This is a genomic window from Thioclava arctica, from assembly GCF_040892615.1.
In the GTDB taxonomy this organism is placed as follows: Bacteria; Pseudomonadota; Alphaproteobacteria; order Rhodobacterales; family Rhodobacteraceae; genus Thioclava; species Thioclava arctica.
Window position 1 is genome coordinate 78,619 of record NZ_JBFRYC010000013.1, and the last position, 13,138, is coordinate 91,756.

At 58.9% G+C, this 13,138-nt stretch carries 11 protein-coding genes and 2 pseudogenes; 6 read left to right on the forward strand and 7 right to left on the reverse strand.

Annotated features, from left to right (window positions below; all coding sequences use genetic code 11):
- Nucleotides 1-170 precede the first annotated feature (170 nt).
- Together AB4874_RS16715 and AB4874_RS16720 are read right to left on the reverse strand one after the other, a co-directional pair.
- Complete coding sequence (locus tag AB4874_RS16715; RefSeq protein WP_368392831.1) at nucleotides 171-1,292, reverse strand: baeRF11 domain-containing protein; 1,122 nt, start codon at nucleotides 1,290-1,292, stop codon at nucleotides 171-173.
- A gap of 264 nt (nucleotides 1,293-1,556) precedes the next feature.
- The gene (locus tag AB4874_RS16720) at nucleotides 1,557-2,057 is read right to left on the reverse strand and encodes a hypothetical protein (protein WP_368392832.1); all 501 of its coding nucleotides are present in this window, start codon (nucleotides 2,055-2,057) and stop codon (nucleotides 1,557-1,559) included.
- 278 nt (nucleotides 2,058-2,335) lie between these two features.
- Here AB4874_RS16720 and AB4874_RS16725 point away from each other — a divergent pair, with 278 nt between their 5' ends.
- From AB4874_RS16725 to AB4874_RS16735, 3 genes are all read left to right on the forward strand, one after another.
- Nucleotides 2,336-2,728 carry a DUF3775 domain-containing protein gene (locus AB4874_RS16725; protein ID WP_368392833.1) on the forward strand — a complete coding sequence of 131 codons (393 nt, stop codon included), beginning with the start codon at nucleotides 2,336-2,338 and terminating at the stop codon, nucleotides 2,726-2,728.
- A gap of 90 nt (nucleotides 2,729-2,818) precedes the next feature.
- Nucleotides 2,819-4,054, forward strand: coding sequence for a cation:proton antiporter (locus AB4874_RS16730; RefSeq protein WP_368392834.1), 1,236 nt, complete (start codon nucleotides 2,819-2,821; stop codon nucleotides 4,052-4,054).
- A gap of 118 nt (nucleotides 4,055-4,172) precedes the next feature.
- Nucleotides 4,173-5,498: a DUF2254 domain-containing protein gene (locus AB4874_RS16735; RefSeq protein WP_368392835.1), complete on the forward strand. Its 1,326-nt coding sequence runs from the start codon at nucleotides 4,173-4,175 to the stop codon at nucleotides 5,496-5,498.
- A 53-nt stretch (nucleotides 5,499-5,551) separates the two neighbouring features.
- Here AB4874_RS16735 and AB4874_RS16740 read toward each other — a convergent pair whose 3' ends face one another.
- The 5 genes and pseudogenes from AB4874_RS16740 to AB4874_RS16760 all read right to left on the reverse strand — a co-directional run bounded on the left by AB4874_RS16740 (nucleotide 5,552) and on the right by AB4874_RS16760 (nucleotide 10,029).
- Nucleotides 5,552-6,517 (reverse strand): cation diffusion facilitator family transporter, encoded by a 966-nt coding sequence (locus AB4874_RS16740; RefSeq protein ID WP_368392841.1) that lies wholly within the window; start codon nucleotides 6,515-6,517, stop codon nucleotides 5,552-5,554.
- A gap of 47 nt (nucleotides 6,518-6,564) precedes the next feature.
- Nucleotides 6,565-7,323 (reverse strand): extracellular catalytic domain type 1 short-chain-length polyhydroxyalkanoate depolymerase, encoded by a 759-nt coding sequence (locus tag AB4874_RS16745; protein ID WP_368392836.1) that lies wholly within the window; start codon nucleotides 7,321-7,323, stop codon nucleotides 6,565-6,567.
- A 504-nt stretch (nucleotides 7,324-7,827) separates the two neighbouring features.
- Complete coding sequence (locus AB4874_RS16750; protein WP_368392837.1) at nucleotides 7,828-8,583, reverse strand: DUF5765 domain-containing protein; 756 nt, start codon at nucleotides 8,581-8,583, stop codon at nucleotides 7,828-7,830.
- Between the two features lie 36 nt (nucleotides 8,584-8,619).
- Nucleotides 8,620-9,567 (reverse strand): annotated as a pseudogene (locus AB4874_RS16755) (YihY/virulence factor BrkB family protein).
- 303 nt (nucleotides 9,568-9,870) lie between these two features.
- Nucleotides 9,871-10,029 carry a DUF3309 family protein gene (locus tag AB4874_RS16760; RefSeq protein WP_368392838.1) on the reverse strand — a complete coding sequence of 53 codons (159 nt, stop codon included), beginning with the start codon at nucleotides 10,027-10,029 and terminating at the stop codon, nucleotides 9,871-9,873.
- Between the two features lie 480 nt (nucleotides 10,030-10,509).
- Between AB4874_RS16760 and AB4874_RS16765 the strand changes: the two genes are divergently transcribed.
- The 3 genes and pseudogenes from AB4874_RS16765 to AB4874_RS16775 form a co-directional block, all read left to right on the forward strand.
- Nucleotides 10,510-11,289, forward strand: coding sequence for a PRC-barrel domain-containing protein (locus AB4874_RS16765; protein ID WP_368392839.1), 780 nt, complete (start codon nucleotides 10,510-10,512; stop codon nucleotides 11,287-11,289).
- Between the two features lie 20 nt (nucleotides 11,290-11,309).
- A complete protein-coding gene (locus AB4874_RS16770; RefSeq protein WP_368392840.1) occupies nucleotides 11,310-12,521 on the forward strand; it encodes a class I SAM-dependent methyltransferase in 1,212 nt (403 codons plus the stop codon).
- A gap of 105 nt (nucleotides 12,522-12,626) precedes the next feature.
- Nucleotides 12,627-12,800 (forward strand): annotated as a pseudogene (locus AB4874_RS16775) (IS5/IS1182 family transposase); the annotation flags it as partial.
- Between the last annotated feature and the right edge of the window lie 338 nt (nucleotides 12,801-13,138).

Below are 13,138 nucleotides of genomic sequence, written 5' to 3' on the forward strand. Positions count from 1 at the left end.
TGCTGCATACCAACGTTGACAAAGGGCCTTTGCGGCGCACCGGTCGCGTCGAACACCCAGATTACCTACGACAAGATGCGCGATCCGGTGCTGATCGAGATTAGCCCTGGTGCTGATGAGCTGGGGACCCAAGCAGAAAAAAAGGTCCTGACCCAATGCTCCCCGCCGCTTCAGACGGGAGAACGCAGGATTGCCGCTACCGCAGCGCCGTCAGGCATGTCCGCCCGGCACACAGCGAGAACCTTGCCACCCGCGAGGATCGTCCTTCCTGTTAGCTCGTCGATCACGCCATAGTTGGCCGCGCCCGGTTTCGTTGCGAGAACAACCGTGCCGTCAGTCTCGTCCACCGTGCCGGGCACCACCTCGTTGATATCGACCAGAAGCAGGTCCACTGCACCGAAGGTCGCGGCGCGCGCGACGGCCCCTAGATCGGTGATGGCCCGGTGCGATCCGATCCGTTCGTGAAAGAGTGCGGTCGCAGCTTCGATCTGCGCGGCATAGTACCCATCCAGAACCGACCTTGCTCCACTCGCCAACGCGCTTTCGCTCATGCTGTCGGGGCTTGCGGAGATTCCCTCGGCCAGCAGACCCGTATAGCTGTTGACCGAGCGGAAGATTGGCCCCAGCGGCTCGGTCGCGGCGAGGATGAGCGGCGTCTCCCGCCCTGCCATGACCGGGCGCAGGGCGGCATCCACCTTGCGCAGATACTTGAGCAAAAGCGACTTCTGGCCCTGGGCGTTGCCATGCCCGGAGCCAGTGCCCGGGTTGTTGACCGAAGCGCGGCCGGTGGCGTCGGCGGCGCTGTCGGGCAAGTCTGGCAAGCTGATCACCGTTGCTGGATGGTCGGCGAAGACCTCGATCAGGCGGACATCGTTTTCGGACAGGGCCAGCACGAATGCATGTTGGGGAAAGGCCATCGCGCGCATCAGCGGCTTGAGGTAAAAGCGATCTGACACCTCGACCGTTTTGGTGACCTCTGTCGCCAGCCGGTAGGTCCGCAAGCTGTCTGGAGTGGCGAGAACCGCAAGGCTATTGGCCTGAAGCCGCCAGAAATCGTCATCCTCGTCCAGCGCAAGAAGTTTTTCCTCGAGAGCCGCGCGACGGCGCTTGTCGAAGTCCGCGGCGTCGAGTTGCTCGAGTGCCGTTCGGGTCAGATTGCCGAACGAAATCCGGCTGAGCGCGACATTCTGGGTCTCGGGTGTCGTCGGCAGATAGATCGACACACAGGCATCTGCACGGGCCTCAAACAGCGCCCGGATTTCGGGGTTGGTTGGAATATCAACATAAAGCATGAATTGTCCTTTCGAGGATCTTTCCGGGTCGCTTCACGCGTACCGGGGCCGCTGTAGGCCGGTTCTGTCACGCGCTGGCCCGGCAATAGGAACCCGTTGCGATGATCGTCGATAATTGCAGACGACAGCTAGAGCCGAGCCTGATGCAGCTTCGAGTCTTCCAGACCGACCCCTTGTTCGTTGAACCCGTTCGTCGATTCGACAGAACTTGCACTCCCCAAAGGAGGATCGTCCGCCACCACTGGGCATCGCAGCGTCGCTCCGTCAGCGGGCTTTTTTCGTCTGTGGCGTAGATGAGGATTCGGCATCTGCGGTCTTCGCGTCAGATGCGGTCGTGTCGCGTGGTTCGGGGCCACCCCAGCGCGGAATAGTCAATTTACCATCGAGCCTGCGCCCGGGAAGCCGCCTGTCGCCAGGAGTGTCAAACGCATCGTTGCCAAGGCCTAGACCGCTGCCGGCATGTGTATCGCCAGAAGACCCGCCCATATCAAAGCCGGGCCTGTCGACCCCTTGGCCGAGGTCGTTGGCCGAAGGGGACACATCTTGCGGCGGTTTCTTGGCGGCCAGCTTGTCGACGGAGTCCGTCTTTGCCGAGGATGCTGACGCTTTGGATGGCTTTTCACTTTTCTTCATGTCTTCGATCCTTTGGATATCTCTGGTTTTGTGACATGCCCTCGCGCCGGACAGCACGACTCTGACCAACGGAATCACAGGTTTCATTGGTTTTTTGGCCTGCCCGCGCGTTTGCTGCGTCACGAAATCCACCACTGTTGGCCGAGTAAAAATTTTGGACGCCACAATCATCCATCGAACTGTAAATCAGGTGTGCCGCGCATGCGCTGATACAGATCAGCAGGCCCAAAACAGATCAGCATGGTTCGGCGTCTGCCATGCCCCCTGCTTGGCAGTGTCCGCCCCCCGTCGCCCCAGCTAACCATCTTTGAGAGTGCTGCCAGAGAAAATGCGAGCAGGCATCATGATCGATATCAGTGCGGTGCCTTACGCGCGTGTTACCCTGAAAGCTCAATAAATAGGAGATACCGATGGCTGCGCTGCCCTTTAACGATGGCCGGATTGAAGAACTGGTGCTGCGGTTCAATGCCGTGATGGCGAAGGAAGGGACGGATATCTCCGACCTTGGCGGGAATGCTTCGGATGACGAGGTGACCGTGACTCTGCAGGAAACCGGTGGCGATCTGAGCCGTGACGAGATCACGCAAGAGATCGAAAGCATGAATGACGAACAGCAGGATGCACTTGTTGCGCTGTTCTGGATCGGCCGTGGCGATGCTGAACCCGAAGCTTGGGAGCAGACCAAAGCCCTCGCGCGACAACAGCACGAGGGGCTGGTAAGCCGCTATCTACTTGGTCAGCCGGAGGTCGGAGAGTTCCTGACCGAAGGTCTGGAAAAAATGCTCGAATATGGTGTCGACTGATGTGGGGGTTGGTCCCTTTGATCCTGTGACTGTCGACCTCGTCCGCCGCGCGAACGTGGTCCTGCCCAACAGCTGGCAGCGGTGAACGCTATGTCGCAATTCGAGCTTGTCGCAATCCTGCTGGTTCTGACAGCCACATTCAGTTGGGTCAACTTCCGGCTGGCGTTCTTGCCGCACACCATTGGTCTGCTTGTCATGGGACTTGGCGCCTCGCTGGTCGTCATCGGTGCCGAGGCGGCGACGCCGGGGCTGTTTGATTATGAAGGTCTGGCAGCCCTCCTGCGCCAGGTTGATTTCCAGCAAACCGTTCTTGAGGGTATGCTCGCATTTCTCCTGTTTGCGGGCGCGTTGCATGTCGATGTGGTCAGCCTGCGCAGCCGAGCACTGACCATTGGCACGATGGCGACCTTGGGTGTTGTGGTGTCTACCGCGATCATCGGATGCGGCGTCTGGGCGGCAGCAGACCTGCTGGGTGTCGCGATCTCACTGCCGTGGGCGCTCGTTTTCGGGGCGCTGATCAGCCCGACCGACCCGGTCGCGGTCCTTGCCACGTTGAAAGAAGTGAAGGTCCCCGAGGACCTCAAGATCGTGATGACGGGCGAGACCCTGTTCAACGATGGTGTGGGCGTGGTGTTGTTCGCCGTCCTTGTCCACGCGGCCACAGGTGACGGTTTCGGCGCTTTCCAAGTGGGCAAGATGTTCGTGGTCGAGGCCCTGGGAGGTGCGGCCCTCGGAGCGGTGACGGGCTATGTCGCCTACCGCGGCATGCGCGCCATCGACGATTATTCGATCGAGGTGCTGATATCGCTGGCGCTGGTCGTGGGCACCTATGCGATCGCCTCCCGACTGGTTGTGAGCGGTCCGCTGGCGGTTGTGGTCGCTGGGTTGCTGGTCGGAAGCAGGGGACCGCACGATGCGCTGAGCAATGAGACCCAGCGATACCTTTTCGGCTTCTGGACGTTGATCGGCGAAATGCTGAATTCGGTCCTGTTCCTGCTGATCGGACTGGAGGTTCTGGTCCTGCGGTTCGAGCCTGCCTTCGGCTGGCTGATGGCGCTGGCGGTGCCACTGGTGCTAGTCGCCCGTCTGGTTGCCGTCAGCGGTCCGGTCCTGTTGCTTGGGATGCTCCGCAAGTTCGCGCGCGGCACCATTCCGGTGCTGACTTGGGGTGGCTTGCGGGGTGGAATTTCGGTGGCGCTGGCGCTTTCGCTGCCGGAGGTTGCAGAAAAATCCGCATTACTGGCGGCGACATATGCCGTGGTTCTGTTCACGCTGATCGTTCAGGGGCTCAGTCTGCGAGCGGTGATCAAGGGGGTCCTGCGGTGAACACTGTTAAATGGGATTTGCGGTCCAAACCGCCGGGCCCGGTGGCAGAGCAAATAGCCTGTCGGAAACCGGCTGCGCTGACAGCCCCAATTTATCAACTTAAAGCAAGGAGATGGTCATGGCGGCCTCATTTTCGATAACCCGTGTCACAGCGCTCTGGGGACGGCTCAACTCCAGCTTCTGGTTTTTGCCCGCAGCTATGGCCTTGTCGGCTATCGCTCTTTCTTTTGTGCTTATCGAGGTCGATGCCCTGCGAGATGTGGCCCAGACAGATAATCCGAGCGCGCTATATACATTCGGACCTGAAGGCGCCCGGACGATGCTGTCGGTGATCGCGAGTTCGATGATCACTGTGGCCAGCCTGATCTTTTCGATCACGATGTTATCGTTGCAGCTTGCCTCCTCGCAGTTTGGTCCGCGCACACTGGGCAACTTCATGCGCGATCGCAGTAACCAGATCGTTCTGGGAACGTTTATCGCGACCTTTCTATATTGCCTGTTCGTGCTGAGGTCGGTGCGGGGCACCGAAGGGTCCAGCTTCGTTCCCCATCTGGCGGTTGCATTTGGCGTGCTGATGGCCGCGGCAAGTGTCGCACTCTTGCTTTACTTCATCCATCACATCGCGACGTCGATCCGGGTCGAAACACTTCTGGAAAAACTCACTATCGAAGGCTGCGCCGCCGTCGATCAGGTCTTTCCTGAGCGACTTGGCCATGGGCAGGCAGACGAAGCGGCCGGGCAGACTCTTCCTTTCGATTTTGAGGCTGACAGCAGGCAAATCCCGGCCGATTCAGATGGATATGTCCAGAGTATCGGCGGTGACGTGCTGATGCGGCTCGCCGCCAAGAATGATCTTGTTCTGCAGGTCGCAGCGCGCCCCGGCGTGTTCGTCACGCAAGGCGCGTGCGTGATTACAGCGTATCCGAAGGCAAGGGTTTCGGACGAAATTGACGAGGATCTGCGCGGTGCGGTCGTCATCGGACGGGATCGGACACCCTATCAGGATCTGGAGTTTGCAATCCGCCGCATCGTGGAACTGGCGCAACGCTCCCTGTCGCCCGGTATCAACGACCCCACCACCGCGATCTACTGCATCGACCGGCTGGGACAAGTTCTTGGCCGAGTGGCAGACAGGGACATTCCCTCCCCAATGCGGCTCGACGAGGGTGGCCAGTTGCGCGTCTTGACCGAAGTCTTTGATCTGGGGCATGTAACCTGCCGCTCCTTCGCGGCGATTGCACGATACGGGATGACCGATGCGGATGTCGTCACCCGGCTTGCTGAAACCCTCGCGAAGTTGGAAAAGTCTTTTCCGCTGGCCGCGAGTGTCGCCGTTGCCGAGTTGCGTGAACAGGTGTTGCGCGAAAGCGGGGGGCCGACCGTTCATGCCTTTGACCACAAAACTCTTTTGGATTTAAAGGAGAGCAGCGGGAAGAAGCTCTGAATCGGAGCGGATCGTTGCAACTTTTGCACGCGCAAGATGCACCCGATCGAGACTTACAGGGCTACGATGTCCTGCGCTCTCGGTTCCGGGCGCACGAAGATACGCGTCACCTCGAGATGCGTCTTGCGGACGGTGCCGCCGATCGCGCCGATCAGACGCTCCAGGTCAGGGACAGTCATCTCGTCGGGAAATTCCAGCGTGAAGGCCGCGAACACCTGCTCGGCACCCAGCTGGACCGTGATCAGATCAACGATACGTCGGACTTGGGGATGCGCGCCAACGGTCGCCCGAAGTGCTGCGACAACCTCCGCGTCGGCGGTCTCTCCCACCAGCAACTGCTTGCTTTCGCGCGCAAGCACGACCGCAACACAAGCCAGCAGAATACCGATTGCGACCGACGCCGCCCCATCCCAGACCGGGTTTTTCGTCACGACCGAAATTGCCGTCCCCGCTGTGGCGATCACGATCCCCATCAGGGCTGCGGAATCTTCAAGGAAAACCGTGAAAGACGTTGGATCCTTGCTACGGCGGACCGCTTGCCAGATGCTATGGTGCCCCTTGGTCTTGCGAAACGCCTGCCAGGCGAACCAGAGCGTGATCGACTCGAACACAAAAGCCAGCCCGAACACGATGAACGTGATTTCGGGACGGCTGATCGGCGCGGGATCGAGGATGTGGATGACGCCTTCATAGATCGAAATCCCCGCACCCAGCGCGAAGATCATCATGGCGACCACGAAGCTCCAGAAATAGAGTTCGCGCCCGTACCCCACCGGATGGGTCGCGTCGGCAGGCTTCGCCGCCCGCTTTAGCCCGTAGAGCAGCAAGACTTCATTGCCACAATCGACCAGACTGTGCACGCCTTCGGTCAGCATGGCAGAGCCACCGGTGATCCAGGCCGCAATAAACTTCGTGACCGCTATGGCCAGATTGCCGAACAGGGCCGCGTAGAGTGCCGTCGTGTTGTCATGCTGTGCCGTGATGGTGCACGCTTTCCTGACAGTATCTCGACGCGCGATTCAGGGCAGAAGGAAAGGCGACGCGTCGTCGCCAGTTCTCTGTCGACCTAAGCTGCCGTTTTCGATTCCGCCCGACGCGCGGCACCGGACCCCGTCAAACCCCAGAAATCGGCTATGTGACGGGTCGAGGAAATGCCGACTTCCAACATATATTCGCCTTCTTCTCCCAAGCCTTCGTTGCCGTCGGCACTAATCGGTGTGCCGTGGCCCATTTCCCCGATGATGTAGTGCTCAATCACCACCCGCCCGTCTGCGTCGCACCAGACTTCCCGAGGGTAGCCGTCAACCATCTCGACGCGTGTCGCCGGTCCTTCGACCTTGTGGATTTTCTGCCACTGCCGAACGATCGCGCTGGCGTTGGAATTGTCGACGGTTGTATCGCTGTCGCCATGCCAGACAGAGATCGTCGGCCATGGACCCGTGAATTTCGAGGCGCCGCGGACCAGTGCGTCGAGTTGGCGGTCCGACGGACTGCCATAGCCATTCATCCGGACCATCGCCTCCATCATGTTGTCTGCGCTACGGTAGGGCAGCCCTGCGATGATTGCCCCTCCCGCGAACACTTCCGGATAGGTCGCAAGCATCACGGATGTCATGGCACCGCCCGAGGACATCCCTGTGACGAAGACACGCGATGGGTCGACAGAATGATCATCAACGACCTGTTTGATCATTTGACGAATAGACAGCGGCTCGCCACCCCCACGTTGGCTGTCACCGGTCTCGAACCAGTTAAAGCTCCCAATGAGGTTGTTGGTCAGCCTTTGCCCCGGAAACAGGAGCGCAATTCCGCATTCGTCGGCCAAAGTGGACCAACCGGATACCGATATCGTAGCTCTCGGGTGACTGGGTGCTGCCATGGAGCACGACAACAAGCGGGCCGTCTTTCTGGAAGTTCTCCGGAATATAAATGTCCGCGCTCAGCGACCCCGGGTCGGTCCCGAAATTCTGCATGGCGGAGAGACGATCTCTGGTAATTAAAGATGTTGGCATAGGAACTCCTGTGCATGACCGATACTGGCCACGTATGAAAACCCTCGAGCCCAAAGTTTTTCGGGCCGGAGGCGAAGTGATTGTCCACGGTTGGAGGCGGACACGAAGAAACCTTTCTCGCCCGCGTCAGGTGAGTTTCATCATCTGCACATGCGAAGTGTCCCGGTGATCATGTAGCACCTTGCTGGTTTCCCAGTCCGCGCGCACAGACGCAGGTTAGTCCGCGCGTTGATAACTTTGAGGCGTTTTCCCCTGGAGCCGAACGCCTGCGGGGCGCGGTTTTTCGGCGTTTGCCCTTCCCGGCACAGAACAGCCAATCATACGTCGCTTCGCTTTCGGACGATTTGTTTTGGCCACAACCACCAGGATGTCACAAACATGAAGCGCCTGATCGGTGTTTTGACGACAAGCAGCAGGATGCCTATCGATAGCAGGCACCAGATGGCGGCCACTTCATTGGGGTTGCTGGTCAGAAGCATGGCCAATCGTGGGCCGATTAGGAAGTGGTACACCGTAAGCCGCCAAGACCCATAGAGAAGGGGCATCAAAAAGGCAGCGACGAAATAACTGGGGTATGCGGTAAGGAAGGATGCCCACGAATCGACCGTTATGAAGTTCAGCATACCGTTTGTCGGCACTTCCCAAGCGATATGCCAGTCGCCGGATACTGAACACATTCGCTCGGCACACATGACCTCTCCCAATGGACATGACCCTGCCCACGCGAACGGATAAAGCTGTAGAAGCATGATGATGGCCGAAATGAAGCAGACTGTATAAACTGGCCACTGAATTTTCTCACGCACGTGGCTTGGGATAAAATACATGGAAATCATGTTGATGAAGAAGGGCTGGAACACGATGTGCAGATAGCTCAGCAGGGTGGCGATTTGATTTGAGGGCAGCGAACACTGATCAATCACCGAGTAGGTGAAGGCCTGCAAAAGCTCCATTGACGAGAAATAGCCCAAGGCCATCCACAACGGCGCCGGTTCTTTCTTGTAAGCTGCGTAAGCGGTTGTACCTATACCTACAACGGCCAGTACAGCCGACGCTTCACCGCTCCAGCACATAAAATCTCGCTCTTGATATGAAAAATAATTGGACTGTCATGTGTCCGCCGCCGTACCCGGCTTGTCCACTTTTTCGGCGTCCCGGGTGCCAACCGCCTTGTCGCACCCTGCCATGGTGTCGGCACGGGCCTGCGCCTCGAGTTCGGCATTCAACTCCGCCCCCATGAGAATATTGTAGGCAGAAATCCAGAACCACATCAGCAGCACGACCACGCCAGCCAGGGCGCCGAAGCTCTGGTTGAAGTAATTGAAATTGCCGACGAAGAGCGCAAAGCTGGCCGAGGCCGCGATCCAGACAAGGCATCCCACAACCGCGCCGACCGACGTCCATTGCCACTCCGGTGTGTCGCGCGAGGGTGCAAAACGATAGAGAACGGATAGCCCGACAATCGTCAATGAGATCAACCCGAGCCAAAGGGCGGCGTTGACTAGCATCGCGACGGCCGGCCTCATATCGACGAAAGCCAGAATGGTTGGTATCGCCAGGGTCGCGGTGAGCCCGCAGATCACCCCCGCGATCAGCATCAGTGTTAGTGCGAATGTCACCAAAAGTCGCTCGATGAACCCACGTGTTTCTTCTTCGTCATAGGCGACATTGAGCCCCTGTATCAGGCTCGCAGTGCCCTTGGACGCCGAGTAGAAGGCAATCAGCAGGCCAAGGATGGCGGTAAACCCCAGCCCGCCCTAGCGGGAACCGGCGACAGATGTGGCCTGCTTGGTTATGATGGGAATCACTTCTTCCGGCATCAGCCCCGAAAAACTGTTGAGTTGTGCGACGATCCGGCTTGGTTCGATCAACAGGCCGCTGATGGCGATCACGGCGGTGATGCCCGGAAAAAGGGCCAGCAGACCATAGAACGCAACCCCAGCGGCAAGCAGGCCCACGCGGTCCTTGGCGATTTCGTCCTTGACGCGAAAGGCCACGTGCTTCCAGCCAACAGCCGATATGTTCGCCGGAGTTGCGGCATCGCCACCTTGTCTCATGGGCGGTCCTCAATTCAGAATAAGTATCTTGATCGGGCACGCCCCCCTCACATGACCTTCACGCTTTCGTCCTCCGTTACTTTTGCTGATGGTTGAGCGAAGCACTGGGAAACTTGGGTCCTCTGAGGTGGGAAGCATTCCAAATGCCGCCTGTCTGTCCCGGACGAGAAGTCGCTCGTTCAATCCATGTACTGATCCGGATCAGGTAACCAGCAACAATAATTCTGGGCAAACTGATTGGTATGCCAAGGGTCCGGCATTCTCCGATCCACCAAACGGGTCCCGCAGCCAACCCTGGGCGCATTAGGCGAGCACACCCAACGCCCAAAGAACGATGAAGACAACGATCACAAGTCCGATGACGCCACCGAGACCACGCGTTCCATAGCGGTTGTAACCGTAGTAACCGCCGCCGCCGCCGAACACCAACAGCAGGACAATGATAATCAGAATTGTACTCATGGGAGATATCTCTCTTTTTGGCCGATAGATGAAAGATGAAGCACCTGTAACCACGATGGGAATCAGATCCGTGGTGTCATGCCAAAGTCAAACAGTGGGGTTGCTTCGCTGAGGCTCTGCGCTCAGCGTAGGCCCAAAAAGCCCAGGATGAACAAGACGATGACCACGAAGCCGACGATATATACGATCCGGTTCATTGCATTCCTATCTGCTAGGGTAGTGGCCCGAGGCCACCGACATCGCCAAACATAAGCCATCGCACCTCCGGGCGAACTGACATGGATCAATGCGCGGCGTACCGCAGCGGGCGATTACGTTCCAGAGTCATCAGTCTTGATCGCAAGGCCACAACATGAGGCTACTAAAGAATCGTTTGCTGTGTGCAGGTTCCGAACCCGCCTTGCGCGGCGAACACTGCGACGCAAAACCGGCGGCGCCCGTAGGCGCGCCAAACTTGGTCAGACAAAAGGAAAACATCCAATGTTAATCGAGGCTTCGAATCTCAAGGGCTTCAAGATCGCCGCGACCGACGGCAGCGTCGGCACCGTGACTGATTTCCTTTTCGATGACGAAAGCTGGACACTCCGTTGGGTCGTCGTCGACACTGGCACTTGGCTGGCTGGGCGCAAGGTGCTGCTGCCGGTTTCGGTTCTGGGTCACCCGGATACGTCCGCCCGCAGCTTTCCAGTCCGCTTGACGATGGCATCGGTCAAGGACAGCCCGGCCATCGACACGCATGAACCCGTGTCGCGGCAGCACGAAGAACGGATGTACGGCTACTACAACATGAGTCCCTATTGGGGAAACGGCTTCTACATGGGCGGCTACGGCGGCTGGAGCGCGGGCATGTCAGAGACGCACTACGCCGATTCAAGACGGCGTCAGGACGAGCTTTACGCCCGGCGACATCAGGACGATGATCTCCATCTGCGTAGCATCGATGCCGTGACCGGCTACAATCTGCATGCCACCGATGGCTCCATCGGTCATGTCGAGGGTTTTCTGATCGACGATTCCGACTGGACGATCCATTTCCTGACCGTGGATACAAAGAACTGGAGGCCCGGCAAACATGTCCTGATTTCGCCGCGCTCTGCCACGGACGTTCAGTGGGCAGAGAATATGGTCAATCTGGATATCGATCGGAAAACTGTCATGGACAGCCCGACCTATGACCCTTCCGTTCCGGTGGACGCGGCGTTCGAGGCGCGGATGGCGCATCACTACATCCCTGACGCCACGCATGGAACCGCAAGTTAAGAGGACTTTGGGCTGGGATCATGATGCTGACCTCCGTGAAGAACCAGACCGACTTGCCGCGCTACTTTGCGCGGGTGTTCGACGTGGCACAGTCACTGGGAAACGGGCGGATCGATGTGGTGCTGGACGATGGCCGCGCCTTTCGCGCCGAAGGTCGCCACCCGGGTCCGGCGGCTGTGGTCGAGGTGCACAACCCTGATATTTTCGCGCGTCTGATCCGCGAGGGCGATCTGGGTTTTCTGGAAGCCTACATTGACGGATGGTGGACCACGCCGGATTTGCAGGCCTTCATGGACCTCGTCCATGGTCGCAATGACGCGCTCTACGACGGCTTTCCCGGCATAGGACTGGTGCGCGCCTTAGAGAAACTACGGCACTGGCTGCGCGGGAACTCCCTGCGGCAGGCAAGGAAGAACATTGCGGCGCATTACGACCTTGGCAATGAATTTTACCGGCTCTGGCTGGATGAGACGATGACCTATTCCTCGGCCCTCTTTCGCAGCGGGCAGGAACCGTTGGAAAAGGCGCAGCACCAGAAATACGAAAGCATGGTGGACCAGATGGGGGTGCAGCCCGGCGATCATGTGCTCGAAATCGGCTGCGGCTGGGGCGGCTTCGCGGAATATGCGGCGGCCGAGCGCGGGGTGCGCGTGACTGGCCTGACGCTCTCGAAGGCGCAGCATGACTATGCGGTGGAACGCATCCGGGCTAGGGGGTTGCAGGATCGCGTCGAGATCAGGATGCAGGATTACCGCGACGACCGGGGGCTTTACGACGGTATCGCCAGCATCGAGATGTTCGAGGCAGTAGGGGAGAAATATTGGCCGACCTACTTTCAGGTTGTTCGCGACCGCCTGAAACCGGGCCGCAACGCCACCTTGCAGATCATCACGGTGCAGGACGCGCGCTTCGCGACCTACCGCAAGGGCGTGGATTTTATCCAGAAACACATCTTTCCAGGCGGCATGCTGCCGTCGCCCGGCATGCTGCGCGACGAGGTGCGCCGCGCCGGGTTGCAGGTCAGCCGCTCAATCGAGTTCGGCGACAGCTACAGCCAGACACTGCGACGCTGGCATGGCAGCTTCAACGAGCACTGGGAGGAAATTTCGCAGCTGGGCTTCGACGACCGTTTCCGGCGGATGTGGAATCTGTACCTCACCTCTTCCGCCGGCGCGTTCCAAGGCGGTCACTGCGATGTGACCCAGATCACCATCACTAGGCCAGCCGCCTGACCCCGGGCGGAGACAGTATATATCCGGTTCCCTATCTCGCTGAACAACGCAAAAACGTTCTTCACGAGAGTGAGGTCGACATCACGGACGATCCGGCGACGATGAAGCGCCTATCACCGCCGGAGTCGCGTCGAGACAAAGATGCACTGCTTCAAACTGCTGGGCCAACGCCCAGCCGCGCGGGACTTCGACCGTCAGGTTGCCGAGTTCCAAATCCGTGCAGCCGTCCTGAACGGCTTCACAGCGCTCGGCATAACCGTGACTGAAGCCGTGGGATGAGACTCTGCCCGGGGAAAGGGGAACCCTGACCGTCAGCAGATTTGTGCATGTATGGATGCCCCCATTGGTGCAAGTGATTTTTGAACGGCGCGAGCGTGTGATCAGGTGCGGTCATGTATCAGGCCTCGGTGTGCGGCGCTGATGTGACCGCGGGCCGGTATGGGGCGATGCGCGGACCAGAGGCATATCAACAGACCGAGCTCGGTGGCTCCTGCACAAAGGGAGTGTCATGAACTCTGTGTATCTGGTTCGGCCCATGCGGGTTTCAGATACGGTTAAGCATTGAAGCGCTCGTCGAACATGATAGCGAATTGATTGCGGGCGGCAAACCACTCTCT

Bases quoted from the DNA above. Each gene is read 5' to 3' on its own strand.
- AB4874_RS16750 (WP_368392837.1), bottom strand. From the start codon at position 8,583: ATGTGCTGGAGCGGTGAAGCGTCGGCTGTACTGGCCGTTGTAGGTATA.
- AB4874_RS16715 (WP_368392831.1), bottom strand. From the start codon at position 1,292: ATGCTTTATGTTGATATTCCAACCAACCCCGAAATCCGGGCGCTGTTT.
- AB4874_RS16730 (WP_368392834.1), top strand. From the start codon at position 2,819: ATGTCGCAATTCGAGCTTGTCGCAATCCTGCTGGTTCTGACAGCCACA.
- AB4874_RS16760 (WP_368392838.1), bottom strand. From the start codon at position 10,029: ATGAGTACAATTCTGATTATCATTGTCCTGCTGTTGGTGTTCGGCGGC.
- AB4874_RS16770 (WP_368392840.1), top strand. From the start codon at position 11,310: ATGATGCTGACCTCCGTGAAGAACCAGACCGACTTGCCGCGCTACTTT.
- AB4874_RS16725 (WP_368392833.1), top strand. From the start codon at position 2,336: ATGGCTGCGCTGCCCTTTAACGATGGCCGGATTGAAGAACTGGTGCTG.
- AB4874_RS16735 (WP_368392835.1), top strand. From the start codon at position 4,173: ATGGCGGCCTCATTTTCGATAACCCGTGTCACAGCGCTCTGGGGACGG.
- AB4874_RS16765 (WP_368392839.1), top strand. From the start codon at position 10,510: ATGTTAATCGAGGCTTCGAATCTCAAGGGCTTCAAGATCGCCGCGACC.